13 protein-coding genes are annotated in these 21925 nt (G+C 37.0%); 5 read left to right on the top strand and 8 right to left on the bottom strand.

The window, feature by feature from the left end; genetic code table 11:
* Positions 1–216 precede the first annotated feature (216 nt).
* Both ACY651_RS08625 and ACY651_RS08620 read left to right on the top strand, forming a co-directional pair.
* On the top strand, positions 217–1725 hold the full coding sequence (locus ACY651_RS08625; protein WP_462251716.1) for a reverse transcriptase family protein: 1509 nt from the start codon (positions 217–219) through the stop codon (positions 1723–1725).
* A gap of 202 nt (positions 1726–1927) precedes the next feature.
* The gene (locus tag ACY651_RS08620) at positions 1928–2299 is read left to right on the top strand and encodes a DUF2200 domain-containing protein (protein ID WP_462251714.1); all 372 of its coding nucleotides are present in this window, start codon (positions 1928–1930) and stop codon (positions 2297–2299) included.
* A 14-nt stretch (positions 2300–2313) separates the two neighbouring features.
* On the opposite strand, the gene ACY651_RS08615 is transcribed toward ACY651_RS08620, so the two are convergent.
* The 7 genes from ACY651_RS08615 to ACY651_RS08585 all read right to left on the bottom strand — a co-directional run bounded on the left by ACY651_RS08615 (position 2314) and on the right by ACY651_RS08585 (position 16546).
* Complete coding sequence (locus ACY651_RS08615; protein ID WP_462251712.1) at positions 2314–3318, bottom strand: family 43 glycosylhydrolase; 1005 nt, start codon at positions 3316–3318, stop codon at positions 2314–2316.
* 17 nt (positions 3319–3335) lie between these two features.
* Complete coding sequence (locus tag ACY651_RS08610) at positions 3336–5318, bottom strand: alpha-L-arabinofuranosidase C-terminal domain-containing protein (protein WP_462251710.1); 1983 nt, start codon at positions 5316–5318, stop codon at positions 3336–3338.
* Between the two features lie 17 nt (positions 5319–5335).
* Entirely contained in the window at positions 5336–6802 is a 1467-nt protein-coding gene (locus ACY651_RS08605) for a family 43 glycosylhydrolase (protein ID WP_462251708.1), read from the bottom strand.
* A 7-nt stretch (positions 6803–6809) separates the two neighbouring features.
* Positions 6810–8363, bottom strand: a complete 1554-nt coding sequence (locus tag ACY651_RS08600; RefSeq protein ID WP_462251706.1) for an alpha-N-arabinofuranosidase — start codon at positions 8361–8363, stop codon at positions 6810–6812.
* 1 nt (position 8364) lies between these two features.
* The gene (locus tag ACY651_RS08595) at positions 8365–11775 is read right to left on the bottom strand and encodes a VCBS repeat-containing protein (RefSeq protein ID WP_462251704.1); all 3411 of its coding nucleotides are present in this window, start codon (positions 11773–11775) and stop codon (positions 8365–8367) included.
* Between the two features lie 92 nt (positions 11776–11867).
* The gene (locus tag ACY651_RS08590) at positions 11868–13439 is read right to left on the bottom strand and encodes a RagB/SusD family nutrient uptake outer membrane protein (RefSeq protein ID WP_462251702.1); all 1572 of its coding nucleotides are present in this window, start codon (positions 13437–13439) and stop codon (positions 11868–11870) included.
* A gap of 26 nt (positions 13440–13465) precedes the next feature.
* Positions 13466–16546 (bottom strand): SusC/RagA family TonB-linked outer membrane protein, encoded by a 3081-nt coding sequence (locus ACY651_RS08585; protein ID WP_462251700.1) that lies wholly within the window; start codon positions 16544–16546, stop codon positions 13466–13468.
* A 361-nt stretch (positions 16547–16907) separates the two neighbouring features.
* Here ACY651_RS08585 and ACY651_RS08580 point away from each other — a divergent pair, with 361 nt between their 5' ends.
* Both ACY651_RS08580 and ACY651_RS08575 read left to right on the top strand, forming a co-directional pair.
* Positions 16908–20048: a ligand-binding sensor domain-containing protein gene (locus tag ACY651_RS08580; RefSeq protein WP_462251698.1), complete on the top strand. Its 3141-nt coding sequence runs from the start codon at positions 16908–16910 to the stop codon at positions 20046–20048.
* A 21-nt stretch (positions 20049–20069) separates the two neighbouring features.
* Positions 20070–20843 (top strand): response regulator transcription factor, encoded by a 774-nt coding sequence (locus ACY651_RS08575; RefSeq protein ID WP_462251696.1) that lies wholly within the window; start codon positions 20070–20072, stop codon positions 20841–20843.
* Here ACY651_RS08575 and ACY651_RS08570 read toward each other — a convergent pair whose 3' ends face one another.
* Positions 20844–21080 (bottom strand): DUF3820 family protein, encoded by a 237-nt coding sequence (locus ACY651_RS08570; protein ID WP_462251694.1) that lies wholly within the window; start codon positions 21078–21080, stop codon positions 20844–20846.
* 198 nt (positions 21081–21278) lie between these two features.
* On the opposite strand from ACY651_RS08570, the gene ACY651_RS08565 reads away from it, so the two are divergent.
* Entirely contained in the window at positions 21279–21782 is a 504-nt protein-coding gene (locus ACY651_RS08565; protein ID WP_462251692.1) for an SET domain-containing protein-lysine N-methyltransferase, read from the top strand.
* Positions 21783–21925: the final 143 nt, after the last annotated feature.

Here is a 21925-nt window from a genome sequence, read left to right as displayed (position 1 = left end):
GTCGTTCATGCAACATGATTTGATCATGCATCACCAAATGTAATCTTTACTATGGCATACGGGTCCTATATCACTATCATCAGTGATGGCCCCATGTGCCAGAATAGTGATATAGGACCCGTATGCCTGGCGTTGATTAATCTGGTCAGGGCGGGCACGAAGGCAGCATCGACTTTTCCTCTGTTAATTACATGATTTTTTTCTTCTCTTATTACTATGGCTGATACTAAATTAACCCGGCAACAGATTTACGACCGCATACGGGAAACATCCAAAGAAGAATTTATTTTAGAAGAAATGAAACGCCTGGGCTTTTGGGGTAAAAAAGATGGTGACCCCAGTGTGCCCGAATTGCTTATAAAAAAAGAGACCGAATTACAAAATGAACTGAGTAAACTTTGGGAAGAAAAAAGAAAATATCAGAATAAAGAAGCGGTGCTAAAAGAAATGCGGATAAAACGCATGGCCGAAGCAAAACTAAAACGGGAAGAAACTAAAAAGAAAAAAGAACAGCAACGTTTTGAAAAAGCAGCAGCCTGGCAACAAAAGAAAACAACAGAAATTATTTATTTAGGTGAAGCCGTATCTGCCGACTTAAATTATGCTGAAAACAAAATTGAAACATTACAAAAAAATAACCTGCCCATTTTTGCCAACGAAACGGAGCTGGCCACAGCAATGGGTGTTGATTTAAAAGAGTTACGATTTTTAGCTTTCGACAGAAAAGTTTCTACCGTTAGCCATTATAGAAAATTTTACATGGCTAAAAAATCGGGTGGCAAAAGAATGATATCTGCACCAATGCCAAGGTTAAAAAAAGCACAGCACTGGATACTGGAAAATATACTCAACAAAGTTCCCCTGCATGATGCAGTAAATGGTTTTGCTTTAAACCGTTCTATTGTAACCAATGCACAGCCACATATTGGTAAAGATTTGGTATTAAATATGGATGTAAAAGATTTCTTTCCCTCCATTCATTTTAAAAGAGTAAAAGGATTATTGGAAAAATTGGGTTTCTCTCAAAAAATAGCCACAATAATTGCTCTTATTTGTACTGAAGCAGTAACTGAAGAAGTAGCAATAGACGGTAAAAATTATTTTGTACAAAAAGATAACCGTGTGTTACCGCAGGGTGCGCCATGCAGCCCGGCCATTACCAATATACTTTGTTTTAAATTAGATAAACGTTTACAGGGGCTTGCGGCAAAACTTAATTGTAATTACACCCGCTATGCCGATGATGTTACATTTAGCGGCAGCAAAACAGTAAATGCACAACAGTTAGTTTGGCGTATAAAAAAAATAATGCAGGACGAAGGTTTTACAGTTCACCCGGATAAAATTCGTATTATGCGTAAGGGTACGCAACAGGAAGTAACTGGTGTGGTGGTAAACAAGCAATTGAATGTAAGCAGAAAAAAACTCCGGGCTTTCCGGGCTTTATTGCATAACATAAAAACAAAAGATAGCAATACAATGCAATGGGGTGCTGGCAGTTTAAGCAACAGTATAATAGGTTATGCTAATTTTGTAAAAATGGTAAATCCGGTTAAAGGAGAAAAGATTAAACAAACTATTATTGCATTGTTTCAAAATAATTTATTGCAGGTTCCGGTTAGTCATCAGCCATCGGTAAAAAAACAAAACACAGCATTGCCTTCTGATAAAATCAATCCAATAAAAGAAGATGATAGTGATAAGCCGTGGTGGAATGTGGTGTAGCTAATTATAATGTTTTGCAACAAGTGTCTTGTCAGAAAATAGGTTGACTACAAAATAAAGCTAAAATGGATATAAAAAATGAAGCGCATTAAATTCATCTACTGAAAAACAGACAGAGTTACCAATGAATTTTTAAAAACCGGTTAAGCGTATTTAACATGATTAACATTAAGATCTGAATAATTAATTTTAAAAACAAGGTATGAACAACACCAATACACACCATGAGCGTATTGCAAAAATGACCTTCGCCTCGGTATATCCCTTGTATGTTACTAAAGTGGAAAAGAAGGGCAGAACAAAAGAAGAATTGCTGCAGGTAATAGAGTGGCTAACTGGTTTTGATAAAAAGCAACTTCAGGATAAAATTGATAAAAAAGTAACTTTTGAAAAATTCTTTCAGCATGCAACCTTAAACACTAATGCTAACCTCATTACAGGTGTAATTTGTGGTTACCGTATAGAAGAAATTGAAAACCCTTTAACACAAAAAGTGAGGTATTTAGACAAGTTGGTAGATGAGTTGGCAAAAGGTAGAAAGATGGAGAAAATTTTGCGAAGTGTTGCCAAGTAATAAGCCTGCAGTTGTTACTGCTGCAATACCACTGGCCAACCATTTTCCCAATTCAATTTCTCTATTCTCAGTTTCGATCTTCCATTATCTTTTGCATCGTACGCATGAAAAACCAAATAATCAACGCCATCAAAATTAGCTGCTGCACTATGGCCAACGCCATACCAGTTACTATCTCCTGCTAATACAATGGTACCGCCGCCTTTGGCCATATCCATTCCATCTTTATCCATAAACGGCCCGGTAATTTTTTTTGATCTGCCCACAATCATTTTGTAAGTACTCTTTACTCCTTTACAACAATAGTCAATAGAAGCAAACAAATAGTAGTAATCATTTTTATAAAAAATGAAGGGTGCTTCTATGGCATTGCCGCCGGCATCTTTGGGGTTATCATCTACTGAAGGTGGATTATCAGAAGAAGATTGTTTTTTACGACTGGCAATAGTGGGCACGTTAATGGTATCGCCTTTTGTGTGCAGTCTGTCTTTTGTTAGTGATATTAACTTTAAGCCATCCCAAAAAGAACCGAAACTCATCCATGCGTTTCCTTTTTTATCGCTGATAATATTTGGGTCGATGGCATTCCAATTTGTTTTGCCTGGGTAAGACTGTATGACTTTACCATGATCCATCCATTTAAAATTTGGTGAAGATGTGTTTAGTGTTTTGTTTGTAGCTACTCCAATACAGGATGTATTTTTACCAAAGGCAGATATGGAATAGTATAAATAATACAACCCTTTGTGATAAAAGATATCCGGCGCCCAAATATGATTTTTAAAACCATTAACTGCCTGTACAGCCCATGGCAAAGTATCAAACACCGGTTTTTCTCTTTTCCATTCTTTCATATTTTTTGAAGACCAAACGCTGATGCCCCTGCCCGTACAAAAAATATAATACACGCTATCCTGTTTTATTATCACAGGGTCGTGTACCGAAATGTTGGTGGTGTTTTGCTGTGCAAAAATATTGCAGTAAAAAAATAACAGTATTATAAATATGTTTGCCCGCATATAACTGTCAATTAAATTTATTTTATTCCTACCTTAATAACAGTAAATGAAAAAGGTTTCAACACCACATCCACTTTTTTTCCTTTAACTGCAGTGCTTGAAACAACAGGCATTACATTAAATGGATTATTAACGGTATTAATTTCTTCTGCACCGCCGGTTAGTACCGCAACAGTGGCTTGTGGCGCTAATTTTTTATAGCCTTCTATTATATAACTGGTAGTTTTTTCTGCAGCACTGCTGTTTACAATTTTAATAATAATTTCTTTACTGTTTTTATCGGTTACTGCCGAGGCATACAAACCATCCTGGCCCGACAGTATTTTATTATTAAACAAAATCGGTACTGCATTAGTGCCTTTGTTAGTAGCAAATAATTTTTGTACCTGGTAATTTACGGTGCCTGCACTGCGTAAATTATCTACCCAAATTAAATCGGGTGTCCACTGCCAGCCATCCACATGGGCAAACAGTGGTGCGTAACTTGCCATTACCACCACATCGGCATTTCTTTCCAGTCCGGTTAAAAATGCAGCTTCGGCAATAGCTGTACGAACATTATTTTTATTTTCTACACTTACTGTTTTATCGCTTTGCCCGGCATATTCACCAGCAAAAATTTTAGCGCCGTTTCTATCATAATTATCATAGCGGCTGGCATTTTCAAAAAACCATTCGGGCCTGCGGTAAAAATGTTCGTCAATAATATCCACTTTCATTTTACGCAGTTCGCCATTTAAAAAATCAAAGCGTTCGCCATTGGGGTCGGTACCGCTGCTGGTAACTAATTTTATATTGGGGTATTTTTCTTTAATGGCTTTTTGAAAAATTTGTAAGCGCTCAATATATTGAGGTCCCCAGTTTTCGTTTCCTATGCCAAGCATTTTTAAATTAAATGGATCTGGGTGACCCATATCTGCTCTTACCTTCCCCCATTTGCTATTGGCATCACCATTAGCAAATTCAATTAAGTCAACAGCGTCTTGCACATAACTATCTATCTGATCTAATGGCACCAACTCTGCAGAATTAAACTGGCAGGCCATACCGCAATTTAAAATGGGCAACGGCGATGCTCCGATATCTTCTGCCAGTTGAAAGTATTCGAAAAAACCAAGGCCAAAGGTTTGAAAATAATCTGGTGTGGGGCGGTGTGCAAATTCGTAATTCCAGCGGTTAATAATTAATTGTCTTTCTTCAATTGGGCCAATGGTATTTTTCCATTTGTAACGTTCCGATAAATCGAATCCTTCTACAATACACCCACCCGGAAAACGCATAAACCCCGGTTTCATGTCAGCCAGTAATTGTATCATATCGGCCCTCATTCCTCCCGGTCTTTTTTTCCAGGTATCTTCCGGAAATAAAGAGATCATATCCATATCGATTACGCCGCTGCCTTCAAACCAAATTTTCATTTTTGCTTTTTGTGCCGTATCATTTGCGGTGATGCTGATGCGTTGTTTTTTCCAGGTTTCTCCGGTGGTTTCGGTTGTAACTATACCGCTGGCTAAAATTTTATTTTTACCCGCAATAATTTCTACATGCAGTTTTAAGTTACCGGTTTGCTGGCGGTACATTACAGAAAAATCGTAACGCAGATCTTTTTTTATACCCATGCCTCTAAATCCTTCGTTGGTGATGCTTAAGGTTCCAGCTATGGAATTATTTACAGTTACTCTTGCAAAACGTGGATTGGCCAGGTTTTGTCCCTGCCTGTTTAACACGGTTACTGCTGCTTCGTTAAAAAAATTTTGTTCTACTTTCCATCCCATTAATGGCTTGCTAAATTCAAAAGAACGGTTTTTTACCAGCTCGGCATAAATACCACCATCGGCACCCAAATTAATATCTTCAAAAAAAACGCCCCACATGGTGGGCTGAATTTCGGCATAAGGTTTATCTGCTTTTACAGTAATTATATTTGTTGTTTGTGCAACAGCAAAAAAATTAAGCAGGGTAACTGCAAGGCCGGTTAAACAGAGTTGTTTTAATTTCATTTTTTTGTTTTTAATAATTATTTTTTCTTTCCCCAAACAGCAGTGCCCTGATTATTCAATCCAGAAAAAATAATCGTGTTCTTTTTATTTTCCCAATCTCTTCCTTTTTGTATAAATACTTTATCGGTAAAACCGTTAGCCCAATTCATTTGTAACCATGATGCCGCATACGTCCAGGTATTGGCTGCATTACCATTTAATGTGCCATTGGCAGCAATGGTAAGATTAATTGAATTTTGAAAATCTGGTGAGCTCTGTTCGGTACCGTAACCCGGTACAACGTTATAGCCTAAAATAATCTGTTCCCAATCTCCCGCTATATCTGCCTGAGAAATAATCGAATCTTTTTCCCATGCATATCTTTCTGGCGAAGCAACCGGCCATCCATCAGCCGTCCAGAATAATTTGCGTACATGCAAATTCATATAGTAACTGTCAATACCAGGCCTGCCCTGGTGGGCAATATAGTATTGGCCGTTGCCATCACTGAATGTGGCGGAGTGTGCTACACCCTGCCAACCACTATGCCCTGTAAATTTATAAGGTGCAATAATCATCGGGCCATGGTCAACGTTAATATTAGCATTAGCCCCATTAAAATCAAAAAATGGTCCGTTGGGGTTATCGCCTCTCATCACCCTTACATTGTATTTGGTTTGCAGCCAATCGTAAGCAATAAACAAAAAATATTTATTTAGCGCTGCATTATAAATAATATCTGGCCCTTCAATATTGCCATTGTATTTACCTCCGGTAAAACCACGGTTGGCAATGCGTACTCCTTTTTCGCCATTGTTTAATGCAAGGCCCGTTGCAGGGTCTAATTTTAAAGAATAAATACCATCCCATGCACTACCATATACCATCCAATGCTCGCCATTGTTAGCAATAATTACTGCGGGGTCAATAGCATTTGTTTGTATGCTGGCATCGTTTTTAGAGGTAACCACCAAACCTTTTTCTATCCATGGCCCTTCGGGGTTTGCCGATGTTGCCATACCAATAACGCTTAGCCGCGGCAAAGAGCAGGTTAAAGAATAATACAAGCGATATTCACTACCCGCCTTTACAATACACGGTGCCCATAAAGAGTTAAATGGCGTGCCGCCAAAGCTGGTGATAAAATTGCTGCCCAGTGTTGGTAAAGAATTAAAAACCCAGCCTACAAAAATCCATTCTACCAGGTCTTTCGATTTTCTTATTTGCACACCAGAGCGTACATTAATGCCATAACCTACATCGGTATTATAGCAGTAATAGTATTCACCCACTTTTATTATTGCAGGGTCGTGTACATTATGTGAGCCCCATTGCAGCACATTAGCAAATGGTGCTATTGCACCGTAAGTATCGTTAATGCTGTTAATATCGAAAGCCGCATTTGGCGGTGGAGGTGTAACAATTCCGCCGCCACTGTCGCCTCCTCCTTTTTTACACGAGGCTATTAAAATTATCACACCACATATCACTAATATTTTTTTCATACAATTTTTAATTAAGTGTTAGCACTACAACAGAAAATGGTGGCAGCTTTACCTGCAAATTATTTGCAGAAAGTTTGGCAGTATTAAATACAGCAGGCATAATATTTAACGGATTATCAAACGAATTATAATCTTGTAATTTTTTTGAAGTAAGGACCCTGCCAGTAACGCTGCTGTATTTTGCACCGTTTACATTTATGGTAATGTCCTGCATTTTACTAGCATCAATATTTACTAAAGAAATATGCGTAACGCCATCCTTATCTTTTGACGCTGATACAGAAATGGCCGGCAATTTTTTATTTTCAAAAACATAGTCGTTGGTTTTTATAGTTACCGGTAACATCGTAGCGTTTTGATGTACGTTGAACATTTCCATTACATGATACGTTGGTGTGAGTATCATTTTTTCTTTATTGGTAAGAATAACAGACTGCAAAACATTTACCGCCTGTGCAAGGTTGGCCATTCTCACTCTGTCTGCATGGTTATGAAAGATATTTAAGGTAACACCGGCAATCATCGCATCCCTCATGGTATTTTGCTGGTATAAAAATCCGGGGTTAGTGCCGGGTTCCACATCGTACCAACCGCCCCATTCATCTACCACCAATGCCACTTTTTTTTGCGGATCGTATTTATCCATAATGGCACAATGCTTTATCACCAGCGAATCCATAAACAATGCCCTTTGCATAATGGTAAAATATTGTTGCTCATTAAAGCTGGTGGATGGCCCTTTTGCACCCCAATCAATTACGGAGTAATGATGTAGCGCCACGCCTTCCACCATATTGGAAGGAATATTTTTCATCACTGTTTCTGTCCAGTGGTAGTCGGCACTGTTAGATCCTGATGCAATACGAAATATTTTATCGGAGTTCGTCCAGTCCGTCATAAACGTAGCATACTTTCTATATTCATTTACATAATATTCCGGTACCATGTTTCCACCACATCCCCAGGCTTCGTTACCCACACCCCATAGTTTTACATTCCATGGTTTTTCTCTGCCATTGGTTTTACGCAAATCACTCATCGGGTTTTTATTATCGCTGCTTACATATTGTACCCAGTCAATTAATTCCTGTACTGTTCCACTTCCAATATTTCCGGCTAAGTAAGGTTCGGCTTCTATCTGCTCACACATATTTAAAAAGTCGTGTGTACCAAAGCTGTTGTCTTCTGTTACATTGCCCCACCATTTATTTACAATGGCAGGCCTTTTATTTTTTGGCCCTATACCATCTTTCCAATGGTAAGTATCAGCAAAACAACCACCGGGCCAGCGTAGTGTGCCTACTTTTAATTTTTTTAATGCAGCAATAATATCGTTACGTACACCATTGGTATTGGGGATTGTCATGCTGGTATCGCCTACATAAAAACCATTATAAATACAGCTGCCCAAATGCTCGGCAAAATGGCCGTAAATGTTTTTGTTGATGATGTATTTTGCATCCTGTGCATTTATTGCAATGCTGTTTTGCTGTGCAAATGATATTTGCAATACAGCAACCAACAGTATAGTAACTGATAATATTTTTTTTCTGTTGTTCATTTTATGCCCGTTGTTTTTTTGCTGCTGCATTCAATAAAAATATTTTTAGTGCAGCATCGTTAGGTGCTGCCAATAATACTTTGCCTTTATTTTTTATGCTGATAATTTTCAGGTCTTTTATATCACCGTCAATAATTAATCCGCTATTATTTACTGCTGTAAAAATTCCTTTGGCGTTGCCTTTTAAAAATAATCCGTAAGAGGCATCGTATCTGCCTGTGGCAACTGCCGTTTGGTATTCGTTGCCGGCAATAATTAAATCCAGGTTACCGTCTTCATCCACATCATCCGCAACAATACTGTTGATTGGTGCTAACTGTGCCAGTATTGGTAATTCATGTGTTTTAAATTTTCCGTTACCCAGATTTTCAATCCATACAGAAGCGGAAGTTTCACATTTTAATTCATTCCATCCATCGCTGCCAAAATCATTTTTTAATTGCTCCATGGTTATGCCTGCATAATCTTTATGCAATAAATATTTTTTCTTTACCGAAGGTAATTGTTCGGCCAATTGGTTTCTGTCTAGAGCAGGAAACAATTGATAATTGCTGCTATTATTTTTTATAAAGTAAGCCGGCACCAGCTCTGTAAAATTATTTTTATCCATGTCTTTACTGTATAAAAAAATGTGTTGGTTATTGCTGATATGAAAGCGATTATTCAACCCCATATTGCCTGCTATATAATCCATATCGCCATCTTTGTCTATATCGGCCTGTTGTAAACTGCGCCACCAACCATTTGTTTTGATAAGGCCTGTGGTTTGGGTTACTTCAACCAGTTTATTTTTTTCGTTTTTAAAAAACCGCAATGCTGTCCATTCGCCACAAATAATCAAGTCGGGTTTTTTATCATTATTAAAATCGGTAAATAATGCATCGGTTATCATTCCGGCAAATTCTAAAAAAGGATTAACGGCTTTGGTTACATCTGTAAATTTTCCGTTGTTGTTTTGTAAAAAATAACTGCGTGGCGATTGCGGGTATTGTTGCGACAGTAATCTTCCCCCAATAAAAATATCCATGTCGCCATCGGCATCATAATCTGCCGCTGTAATCGCATCTGTAATATCAGTAATTACTGGTAACGCTGTTTCATCTAATTTAAAATTGCCCTTGCTATCATTCAAATACAATTTGGGTTGATTATATTTTGCATTTGTAAATTCAAAACTTCCGCCGGTAATTAACAGATCCAGATCTTTATCACTATCGGAATCAAATAAAACAGCTCCTAAATCTTCTTCCATTTTAATTCCCTCAATCAGATTTTTTTCAGTAAAGCCACCATCCGGTTTTTGTAAAAATATTTTTCCTGGTTGATTGGCGGCGCCACCTGCAAAAAAATCTTGTAACCCATCGCCATTAATATCACCCGTTGCAATGCATGGACCCAGTTGAGAATATTTTTGTGGCAAAGGTTGATGATAACCAAAATCAAAATTTTGTGTTTCGGTATGTTGAAAATGAATAGCTGATGGAATGGTAATGTCGGTAAACAAAGTATTTGATGGCTCTTCTTTTTCGGTTACAGTTTTTGCATCGGTATATTTAACGGTTAATTGTTGATTAACCTGCACATTTGTTATAACCTGTACTTTATCATCGGGCCATTTAATTTTTAGCGAATCAATAATGATATTGCTTCCCACACCAAAATGCAATCTTAAATCCACACTGGACGAAAACCCTCTTACTGGTGATTGCTCGGCAAACTGTTTTTCTGTTTTACTAAATAAAGTTACCTGTGCGCCAAGGCCAGCAAGATTATTGTGTGACCCTTTTAACTCAACAGTAAGAAAATTTTGAGTACTGTCTTTAACCGTTTTTCTCAATTCGTTTTTCCAAACAAATGCAGCATCGTTAATATTATTTACCACTAAATCAAGATCACCATCATTATCTAAATCAGCATAAGCTGCACCGTTTGAAATGGAGGGTATAGCAAGTCCTGCAGATTTTGTTGTATTGGTAAAAGTTAGTTGGCCATTATTATGAAAAAAATAATTTTCCATTTTTATACTGCCGTATGCATCAATATTTTTACGCAGTGCTTCGGTACTGGTTTTGTCTGTTGTGTTTTCTGCTTCGTTTTTACCAAATGTATAATTATTAGCTGCCTGCCCATTTCTAAAAGAAGCATAATCGTTATTGGTCATGTCTTTTCCCAAACCATTGGTAATATGAATATCCTTCCAACCGTCGTTATCAAAATCGGCCATTAATACGCTCCAGCTCCAGTCGGTTTCAAATATGCCGGCAAGTTGTCCTATCTCGCTGTAAAAAGGTTCGCTTTTATTATCAACTTTTCTATTGCCGTTATTTAGTTGCAGCATGTTTCTTACAAAAGTTGGTTCGTATCCAAAACGCTGCTGCATATCATATTTTTCCTGATTGGCGGCGCTGAACATCATTTTTTTTCTTTCATTACTTTCGGGCAGCATATCCACTACTGCTAAATCGGTAAGGCCATCATTGTTAATATCTGCCGCATCCACACCCATACTGTTATAACTTTGGTGGCGCAATGAGCTTGCAATAGTATTAGAGAAAGTGCCGTTTTTATTATTCACCCATAACAGGTCATTGGCTATATAATCGTTGGCCACATAAATATCCGGCCAGTTATCATTGTTTACATCTGTAATTACTACGCCTAGTCCATACCCGTCTTCTTTTATGCCGGCAGCTTTTGATACATCTGTAAAAACAGGATGCGTTTGACCTGCAACTACTCCTTCATTTCTGTATAATTTATCCTGAGCCGGAGAGTTGCCGCTGGTATCTTTGGGTTGTAAATTATTTGCCGTGTGGCTATACAATCGGTGGTTCAATAAATACATATCTAAGTCACCATCTTTATCATAATCTAAAAATGCCGCTTGTGTGGCATAGCCGGTATCTGCTAATCCATAAGCTGGTGCTTCGTCTTTAAAATGAAGTTTGCCATCATTTATAAATAATAAATTTTTTCTTTTCTCAGCTTTTTTAAAATTAGAAACGCAGACATAAATATCCAAAAAACCATCGCTGTTAATATCCACCACGGTTACCCCGGTACACCATTGATTGGTTTGCAGGCCAGCCTTATCCGTTATATCGTCGAATTTAAAACTGCTTTTGTTAAGGTATAATTTACTGCTTACCATGCTGCCGCAAAAAAATACATCTTGTAATCCATCATTATTAAAATCGCCAATGCCAACACCGGAGCCATTATACATGTATTCGTTGGTGAACACATTTACAGAATCGTTTTCTGTTATTGCGTTGTTGAAATCAATATTTGTTTCGGCAGGTTTCATTTGTGTAAAATGAAAAGTATCATCAACAATATTTTTATTGGTACAGGCATTTATAATTACCGGCAGCAACAGCAATAATTGATATATTTTTATATTGCTACGCATTACTGTTAAAAAAATTGATACCGTTTTTTTATTAAGAAAAAATTCCCACTCATAAAAAAATTATGAGCAGGAATGTATTGTTCACCCAAAACTTAGTTTGCCGAATTAGGCAATAAATTTTTATTTACGTCAAGTTCCTGTTGCGGTATGGGTAAATATTCGTTGCCTGGTGTATAAAAATTAAAGTCAGGGTCATGTGATTTTAATTCTGCCAATTTTGCAGGATTAGAAAACCATCCCCAGCGAATTAAGTCGTTGATCCGTTGTCCTTCAATTGCAAACTCCAATGCTCTTTCGTGTGCTAATTGATCTCTCATTTGCGCCTGCGTCATATTTGGTTTTGCAGTTGCTAGGTTAGGTAACGATGCCCTTGCTCTTACCTGTTGAATAAACGGATATGCTTCTGGTGTTCTGTTTAATTCGTTTAACACTTCTGCATACATCAATAAAATATCGGCATATCTTATTATACGGTAGTTAATACCCGATTCTCCAAAAGGAGAAAATTCGTCAGGCTTACCATTACCTACACCATCGTTGGTGTATTTGCGTGGGTAAATGGCCGTTAGTGGATTGTTCCATGCGCCGCCATAACTTAAAATTGAATTTTCTGTTGGTTCGTGAGAGGCAATGGTGGTTAGTAAACGTGGGTCTAATTTATTTGCAGTGGTTCTTTCTAATTTATACTCATTGTAAATCCATCTTGTAGGCAGGTAATCAGAAAAACCTTTGCCTTCCTGACCATAAGTGATAGAAATAGTTTGTACCTGTTTCCATGCGGCTGTAGGGTCGCAACACCAGTTCATATCGGTTCCTGTACCCGGTGTAAACTGAATTTCAAAAAGCGACTCGGCATTATTTTCATTTACATCTTTAAAATTATCCCTGTAATCGGGCATTAAAGAATATACACCTGCTAATGCGCCTCCTGCAAAAAACTTTTCAAATTGTATGGCTGCTTTTGCATAATCTTTTCTGAACAAATATGATTTGCCCAGCATGCCTGCGGCGGCACCTTTTGTTGCCCTTCCTTTTTCGCCTTTATCCAACCCTGTTACTCCAACATAAGAAACCGGCAGGTTTGCTTCTGCTGCTGCAAAGTCAGTAAAAATTTGGTTCCATAATGCTGCTTCTGTTGCAGTAGGTGTAAAGTATTCGCTGGAGCTGTTGATAGGTGCAGTTATTACCGGCACTGTTTTAAAAGTGGTTGCCAAATTATAATACGCCAGGCCACGTAAAAAATAGGCTTGCCCTAAAATTCTGTTTTTTTCATCGGTTGGTAAAATTGATGCGTCGTATTTGGATACGTTTGCAATAACCTGGTTAGCTCTGTTAACCACTAAATAAAATTCTCTCCAAATCCAAAAAACAGGAGCAGAGGTTGATGGAATAATAAACTGGCCGGTTAATACTAAATCTAACCAGGGGCTGTCACCAGTAAAATCATCACCACGGCTATCGGTTAAACCGGGAAAAGAACGCATGTAAGAACCATCCACAATTAAGGCATTGTACATGGAGGTGCTGGCTGCGTAAGCCTGCTCTTTTGTTTTCCAAAAATCGGCAGTGGTTAATAAATTGGGGTTGGTTAGTTCTATTTTTTTATCGCAACCGCTTATGCTTATTAAGCAACTGGCTGTAAGTAGATATAATATTTTTTTCATTGTAAAATGTTTAAAGTTTTAGATGCTTAAAAAGTTACCTGTACGCCTATCATTATTGTTCTTGGTTTTGGATAAGAACCAAAATCAAAACCTGGATTAAGAGTACCCGAAGTAAAATCAGGGTTATATCCTTTATACTTTTGGAAAGTGTATAAGTTTTGCGCTGTTATATATATCCTGGAACTTGCAAGGCCTTTAATAATGTTATCTTTAAAATTATATCCAAACGATACCGCACTTATTCTTAAATAAGTACCATTTTGCAACCAGCCCGGCCTGTCGCTATCTTTAAAATTATTTACATCATCATCATTTAATCTTGGCACATCTGTATTGGTATTAGAAGGCGTCCATCTGTTTAACATATCGGTGCTGTAATTTAATGCCCCTGCAGTGTGGTGCAAATCTCTGTACATTCTGCTGTTAATTAAAAATTTTGCACTACCGGATGCTATAAGTGTTGCATCAAATTTTTTGTAACCGGCACTAAAGCTAAAACCATAATTGTATTTAGGAATACCGCTGCCTAAAGAAACTCTGTCATGTGCTTCATCTACCACGCCATCAGGTTTACCTGCAGGGCCGCTGATATCTTTATACATTACATCACCCGGTTTTACCGGTGAGCCAAACTGTGTGGCATGGGCCGCAATTTGTGCTGCATTTTGAAAGATACCTTCGTACACAAAACCATAATGTTCGCCAATTTCGCCACCAATAACGGTTTTTGCACCAACTCCAATCAGCGGTTCGTTATTACCACCCAATGCTAAAACTTTGTTTTTTACGGTAGATAAATTTGCTGAAATATCATAAGTAAATACACCCCTGCTTTTATGGTACACTGCATTAATTTCTATACCCGAGTTTTCTACTGATGCAGCGTTAACTGTGGGGTTTAAATTTTCGAAGCCAAGAGATGCCGGCACAGTTATACCCACTAAAAGATCGGTACTTTTTGCTTTGTAATATTCGGCAGATACATCTAAGCGGCCATTTAAAAAAGATCCATCAAAGCCTGCATTTGTAATAGCTTTACTTTCCCATTTAATATCTGGCGATGCTACTAATGTTTGCAGCGCTCCTGTTGTTCTTACCCCATTAAATGTATAAACCACACCGGGGTTGATAGTGCCCTGAAATAAATAATTGCCAATTTCCTGGTTACCCAGTTTACCATAGCTTGCCCTTAATTTAAGAGATGAAACTATGCTGTTTGCTACAGTCCAAAAACTTTCGTTGCTAATTTTCCATCCTACAGAAGCTGCAGGAAAATATCCAAATTTATTAACCGGTGCAAATCTTGATGAACCATCTCTGCGTAAAGAAGCAGATAATAAATACTTATCAGCATAAGCATAGTTTACCCTGCCAAAATATGAGCTTAATGCATTGGCAAATTTTGTACCTTTTGCCGATTGCGTAGCACCGGAACTTATTACTGGGTAATAAGGCCTGGTAAAACCTTGTGCACTGCTTTCTCTTATTAATGCATCGCCTTTTCTGTATGCCTGGCCAATTAGAGCTTCTATATTATGGCTTCCAATAACTTTATCGTAAGTAAGTGTATTTTCTACTGATGCATTGGTATATACCCTTGAGTTATCATTTAATTTAGCTGTGTTGTTACTAAAAAAATTGCCTAAGAAAAAAGCCGGCTGCCAAACAAAATCCCGGGCTATTGTTCTGTCGTAATTTAAACTGGTTTTAAATCTTACATTATTACCACGGTATTTTAATAATTTAACTTCGCCGTACACAGTGGCAAATGTTCTGTCTACCTCTACATAATTTTCTAAAATACTGTTTATACCAATTCCGTTTAAAGAATTGGCGCCGTTAAATATATCTGATGAACCACCAAATCCATTTAAGTTAGCTGCATCATACACCGGCATTGTTGGTATAGCATTTATTAACGAACCAATTAATGGTGGTATGCCGCCCAGCAAAATATCATCTCTAAAAGTGAGTGTGTTTTCTTTTGAGTGTACATAATTAAAAGATTGCCCAAATTTAAAAATACCTTTTTCGGCAGTAGTATTTATTCTTGCAGAGTATCTTTTATAATCTGGGCCATTACCCACATAAGTTCCTTTTTGATCAAAATAATCCAACGATAAATTGTAAGTATTATTAGTACCGCCGCCACTGAGACTTACATTATGGTTTTGCCTGGAACCAGTTTTTAACCCTTCTTTTTGCCAATCGGTATCTATATTTTTTACATAAGCGGGGTTGCTTGGGTCGTTAGCTGCAAACAAAGGTTTACCTGCGTTTACACGGCTTTCGTTATTTAATGTTTGATATTCTACCCTATTGGTTAGATCTTGTATTTGCCATACCTTATCGTTACCCACATATCCATTATAGTTAACTTTTAACGCACTGTTCTTTTTGCCTTGTTTGGTAGTAATAATTACAACACCATTTGCAGCAGCAGCACCATAAATGGCAGCAGCACTGGCATCTTTTAATACAGATATACTTTCAATATCATTAGGGCTAAAATCTCTAACCGTTACACCGGGCATACCATCTACCACATACATGGGTTGAGCTCCGCCAAAAGTGCTAAAGCCTCTTATGCGTACACTTGGCGATGCACCAGGTTGCCCATCGCTGTTAACCGCCACACCTGTAGCCCTGCCCTGCAACAGTTGCGACAAATCGTTGGTACTTATTTTTTTGCTTTCTGTCATATTAATAGTACTAACGGAACCGGTTAGGTCTTTCTTTTTTTGCGTACCATAACCAATGACCACTACATCATCCAGCGTTTCTGTTTTCGATGTAAGGTTTACTGCTATAACTTTAGCATCTCCAATTCTTACTTCATATAAATCATAGCCTATAGAACTAATTAATAAAACATCTGCTGCTGTGGCAACAACACTAAATTTACCATCGGCTCCGGTTACAGTGTAAACTTTCTTATTTTTTACAGTAACGGTAGCGCCGCTTACCGGTGTGCCATCCTTACCGGCAACCATACCTGTAACCGGCCCTTGTGCAAATGCTGGCAGCATAATTAAAAAACTGAGCAAAATAGCCACGGCACTTACTAGCAGTTTTGCAGGTATTAATCCTTTGTTACATTTTTTCATATAGCATTGTTTTGGTTTTAAAAATTACAGTATTTTAATAATAACCGGGTTTAAGCAGATGATTATAAATAAATTGATGGGTTGTTAAAATAAAAATAGATACCCTTTCTTTTTTGTGAAGAAATTTTTGTGTGAGGTATTGTATTATTGTGCAACAGCACAGCACAGCGCAACAGCATGAATCGTTTATTTTAGCAGCTAATCGATAAATTACCTAGTAAAGTTGATATTAATAATTTAGAAAACTGCGCCATATCGTATCATAACTTCGATAAAAACATTCATTAATGTTTAATCAAGAATTGATAAATGCCGCTTAAAAAAATATTTAATACTTTTAATCAGTTACATTTTATTGAAATTGAAAACCTTACTACTTGCTATCATCTTTTTAAAGGCTTCGCTTGCGTTTGCCCAGCCCTACTATTTTCGGCATTACCAGGTAGAAGATGGCCTAAGCAACAATGCGGTGGTTTGCTGCCTGCAGGATAACAAGGGTTTTTTATGGTTTGGTACAAAAGATGGATTAGACAGATTTGATGGCTATACTTTTAAAGTCTTCAGAAATAATCCGGAAGACAGCAGCAGTATTGGCAGCAATTTTATTCATGCATTGTATGCAGATAAAAATAATATACTTTGGGTGGGCACCGATAAAGGTTTGTATAAGTACGACGAAACCACCGAAAGTTTTACCCTGCTGCCCACGCCTGCTGTGCAACAGGTAACTGATATTACAATGGATGCAAAGGGCAACCTCTGGTTTATCTCTAATTTTATTCTTTTTAAATACCAGGTGACAGAAAAAAAATTAGTGGAGTTTAGTTTAGAAAAATATTTTGAGGCCACTTCGCTATGCACTGCAAGTGATGGTTCGGTTTGGGTATCTGCCGCCAATGGCTTTTTAAAAAAGTATGATGCCGCTACTAACAGCTTTGCCAGTTTTAATTTATTCAGCCATTCTGCCAAAACAGTGAGCAACTGGATAGAGCCTATTTATGCAACCAGCGATGGCAATATTTTAATAGGCACTTCTAACCAGGGCGTAAAACAATTTTATACAGCCACTTCAACTTATAAAGACATCCTTACTTACAATGCCGATAAAACTGAAATTTTTGCAAGAGCTTTTGTACAAACCAGCAAAGAAGAATGCTGGATTGCTACCGAAACCGGTATTTATATTTACAATTTAACAACGGGCAGTCATATTAATCTTCGTAAAGAATACCACAACCAATATTCTATTTCTGATAATGCGGTATATGCTTTTTGTAAAGACAAAGAAGATGGCATTTGGGCCACTACTTATTTTGGCGGTATTAATTATTATCCTAAACAACCCATTACTTTTCAAAAATACTTTCCTGATAAAGAAAAAAACTCTATTACCGGTAATGTCGTAAGAGAAGTGCATGAAGATAAAAATGGCAACCTGTGGATTGGTACCGAAGATGCCGGTTTAAATAAATTAAACACCACCACCGGGCAATTTAAAAATTTTATGCCAACCGGTTTACCACAGGATATTTCTTACACCAATATACATGGCCTGTTACCTGCAGGTAACGAATTGTGGATTGGTACTTTTGAACATGGGCTGGATGTAATGGATTTAAAAACCGAAAAAATTATCCGCCATTATTCTAAAGGAGAAGATAGCAATTCGCTTAAAAGTAATTTTATTTATTGTCTTTATCAATCTGCCGAAGGCGATATTATGATTGGCACCACTGTGGGTGCATACAATTATAATGCAGCAAAAGACAATTTTTCCGAAATACCCGGCATGCCTTTGCATATTTGGTATTCATCTATTTTAAAAGATAAAAGTGGAATTATTTGGGCAGGTACTTATGGCAACGGCGTATATTATTACAACACACACACCAAACAAAGCGGCAGTTTTATTTACAACGCAAAAAATAAAAACAGCCTTAGCAGCGACAGGATAAATAATTTATTTGAAGACAGTAACAACAACTTATGGTTTGCTACCGAAGGCGGCCTGTGCAGATTTTATCCTCAAACAAATACTTTTAAAAGATACACTACCGAAAACGGTTTGCCTGCAAATTTTATTTTAAGCATTGCCGAAGATGATAATAAAATATTGTGGGTAAGTACATCAAAGGGTTTAGTAGCTTTTAATTCGACAACAGAAAAAGCAACTGTGTACACCAAAGCCAACGGTATTTTAAACGACCAGTTCAATTTTAGCTCTGCCTTTAAAGACAGTAAGGGCAATATGTATTTTGGGAGTGTAAAAGGTTTAATAAGTTTTCATCCGGATAATTTTACAGCTTCTAATTTTTCTCCTGCTATTTATATTACCGGCTTCCAGGTAAATAATAAAGAGCTGGGTATTAATAAAGACGGCTCTCCATTAAAAAAATCGGTTTCATTAACCGGTAAAATTATTTTAACGCATACCCAATCTACTTTTAGTATTGATTTTGCATCGCTAAGTTATACCGCACCCGAAATGAGTGAGTATGCTTACAAAATGGAAGGACTTAGCAACGAATGGACTTTTTTAAAAACCAACCGCAAGGTTTATTTTACCAATCTTTCTCCCGGCAATTATACCTTTAAAGTAAAAGCAGCAGGCAGCAATGGCAATTGGGATACTAAAGAAGCCAGCCTGATTATTCAAATTCTGCCGCCCTGGTGGGCAAGTAAATTAGCTTATGGTGTATACGCTTTGCTTGCCGTTTTACTAACATTATTTTTTATCCGCTTTTATCATCTCAGGGTAAAAGAAAAAAATACCAGGAAAATTGAACACCTGCAAATTGTAAAAGAAAAAGAATTGTACGAAGCCAAAATGCAGTTTTTTACCAATGTGGCCCACGAAATTAAAACGCCGCTTACTTTAATTAAAGGACCATTAGAAAACGTAATAAAAAAAGCCGGTGAAACACCGGAGATAAAAAACAGCCTGCGTATTATGGAAAAAAATACAGAGCGGCTGGTTGATTTGACCAACCAGTTACTCGATTTCAGGCAAACAGAAATTAATGGCTTCAGTTTAAATTTTACCAAAGAAAATATTATTGAAATAGCCGAAGATATTTTTACCAGCTTTAAACCACTGGCCGATAAAAAAGGTATTGCACTTAGTATAACACTGCCGCCGCAGGAGCTGCAGGCTTTTATAGATGTGGATGCATTTAATAAAATACTCACCAATCTTTTAAGCAATGCCATAAAGTATGCCAGTACTCAAGCTTCGCTTAATATTTTGCCGCTTAGAGCTGCAGATAAAGTGTTTACCATCGAAGTAAAAAATGATGGTTATCTTATTCCGGCAGAAATGAAAGAAAAAATATTTGAACCTTTTTTCAGGTTGAAGGAAACGGAAAAGCAAAAAGGTACCGGTATTGGTTTGGCTTTATCCCGTTCGCTTACGCAATTGCACAAAGGCCTGCTGTGTTTAAAAGAAACCGAGCAAAATATGAATGTATTTATTGTTTCCATTCCTTTACACCAAACTATTTAACTATTATAATTTATGCTTGTAATGAAACCATTAATTTTATTGGCTGATGATAATGAAGAGATTTTAGAATTTTTGGAGCATGAACTGAATGAAAAATACACCATCATTAAAGCTTTGGATGGTAAAGAAGCACTGGAGTTGCTGAAAGAAAATGCAGTACAGCTTTTAATTTCCGACGTGGTAATGCCTGTAATGGATGGGTTTGAATTGTGCAAGCTGATTAAAACAAATTTTGATTACAGCCACATTCCGGTAATTCTATTAACTGCAAAAAATACTTTACAGGCAAAAATAGAAGGGCTGGAGCTGGGTGCAGATGCGTATATTGAAAAACCTTTTTCGCCGGAGTATTTGCAGGTACAAATCAGCAACTTACTCAGCAACCGCAATAAAATAAAAGAATATTTTGCCAGCTCTCCGCTTGTGCATATTAAAAGTATTGCTTACTCCAAGGCAGATGAACTTTTTTTAGAAAAGATAAACGACAGTATTATAAAAAACATGGAAGATACGGAGCTGGATGTAGAAAAACTGGCCAGGTTAATGAATATGAGTAAACCAACTTTGTACAGAAAAATAAAATCACTGTCGGATCTTTCTCCCAATGAAATCATCAACATTACCCGGCTTAAAAGAGCGGCAGAGTTATTGGCCGAAGGCAACTATAAAATTTATGAAGTAGCAGATATGGCAGGTTTTGGTTCAGCCACCAATTTTGGAAGAAATTTTCATAAGCAATTTGGAATGACTCCTACAGAATATATAGGTCAGAAAGAAGCAGAAAGAAATAAATGATTACCTGTTTGCTTTCAATGGTCTTAATAAATCTTCCAATCCATTTATCTTAATTTCATAAATAGTGGCCAGTAAAACACCCAGCTTTCCCTTAGGAAAACCCTTGCGCTGAAACCATTCTAAATACGATACCGGCAAATTACAAAGTACCGTTCCTTTATATTTTCCAAAAGGCATTTCCATTTTTACCAATTGCAGTAACAGTTCGCCATTGTGTAAATTTTCTTCTTTATTCAAAAGTGTTTTGTTTATTAGTAAAGATATTGTTTTAAGGTTATTAACATTATAAAGCAATTAATCCACTTATTGAATAATAACAGTTAAATATCTTTTTTATTATTCAATGTATTTATACATTTACTGTAATCAAATTTATCATTATTAAATAATTAATTCTTTATTAAACTTTTTGCATCTACCCCATTCTAAATTCACATGAATACAACTACTATTACTGCCCCAAATTTTGAAGTAGTCAGCCGTCATGCTTTTGGTGATGTTTTGCTTAATACTTCAACCAATCAAAAATCATTAAATGCTACAACTGCTATTCAGCCGGGTGAAATTATCAGCAAATTTCATGCAGGCATTACGCAATCGTATGCAACGTATTTAACTGTGCAAACCGGTATAGATACCCATATTACTTTGCAACCGGAGTTTTTGCAATACATTAACCACAGTTGCGACCCTAATGTTTTTTTTGATACTGCATCTATGGAATTAATTTGTTTAAAACCATTGCAACCCGGTGATGAGTTAACATTTTTTTATCCGAGTACCGAATGGGAAATGAGCCAGCCCTTTGTTTGTAATTGCCAAAGCAGCAATTGCCTGCAGTTAATAAACGGCGCTTCTCATTTAGATAAATCTACTTTACAAAAATATCGTTTAACCGATTTTATTAAACAGCAGGCCCAACAAAAATTGTCTGTTTAAATTTTATATGCCTTCATTGTCTTCCTTTTTACCAATTGTTCCTCTCGAAAAATTAAAAGTTTGGGTACTGGCGCCGCATCTTATAACCAACGATGCCAACATAGATTATTATTACGATTTTAGCCAGAGCATAGCCGAATACA

The organism is Ferruginibacter sp., assembly GCF_031391665.1.
In the GTDB taxonomy this organism is placed as follows: Bacteria; Bacteroidota; Bacteroidia; order Chitinophagales; family Chitinophagaceae; genus Ferruginibacter.
This window is presented reverse-complemented; position numbering and strand designations above follow the sequence as displayed.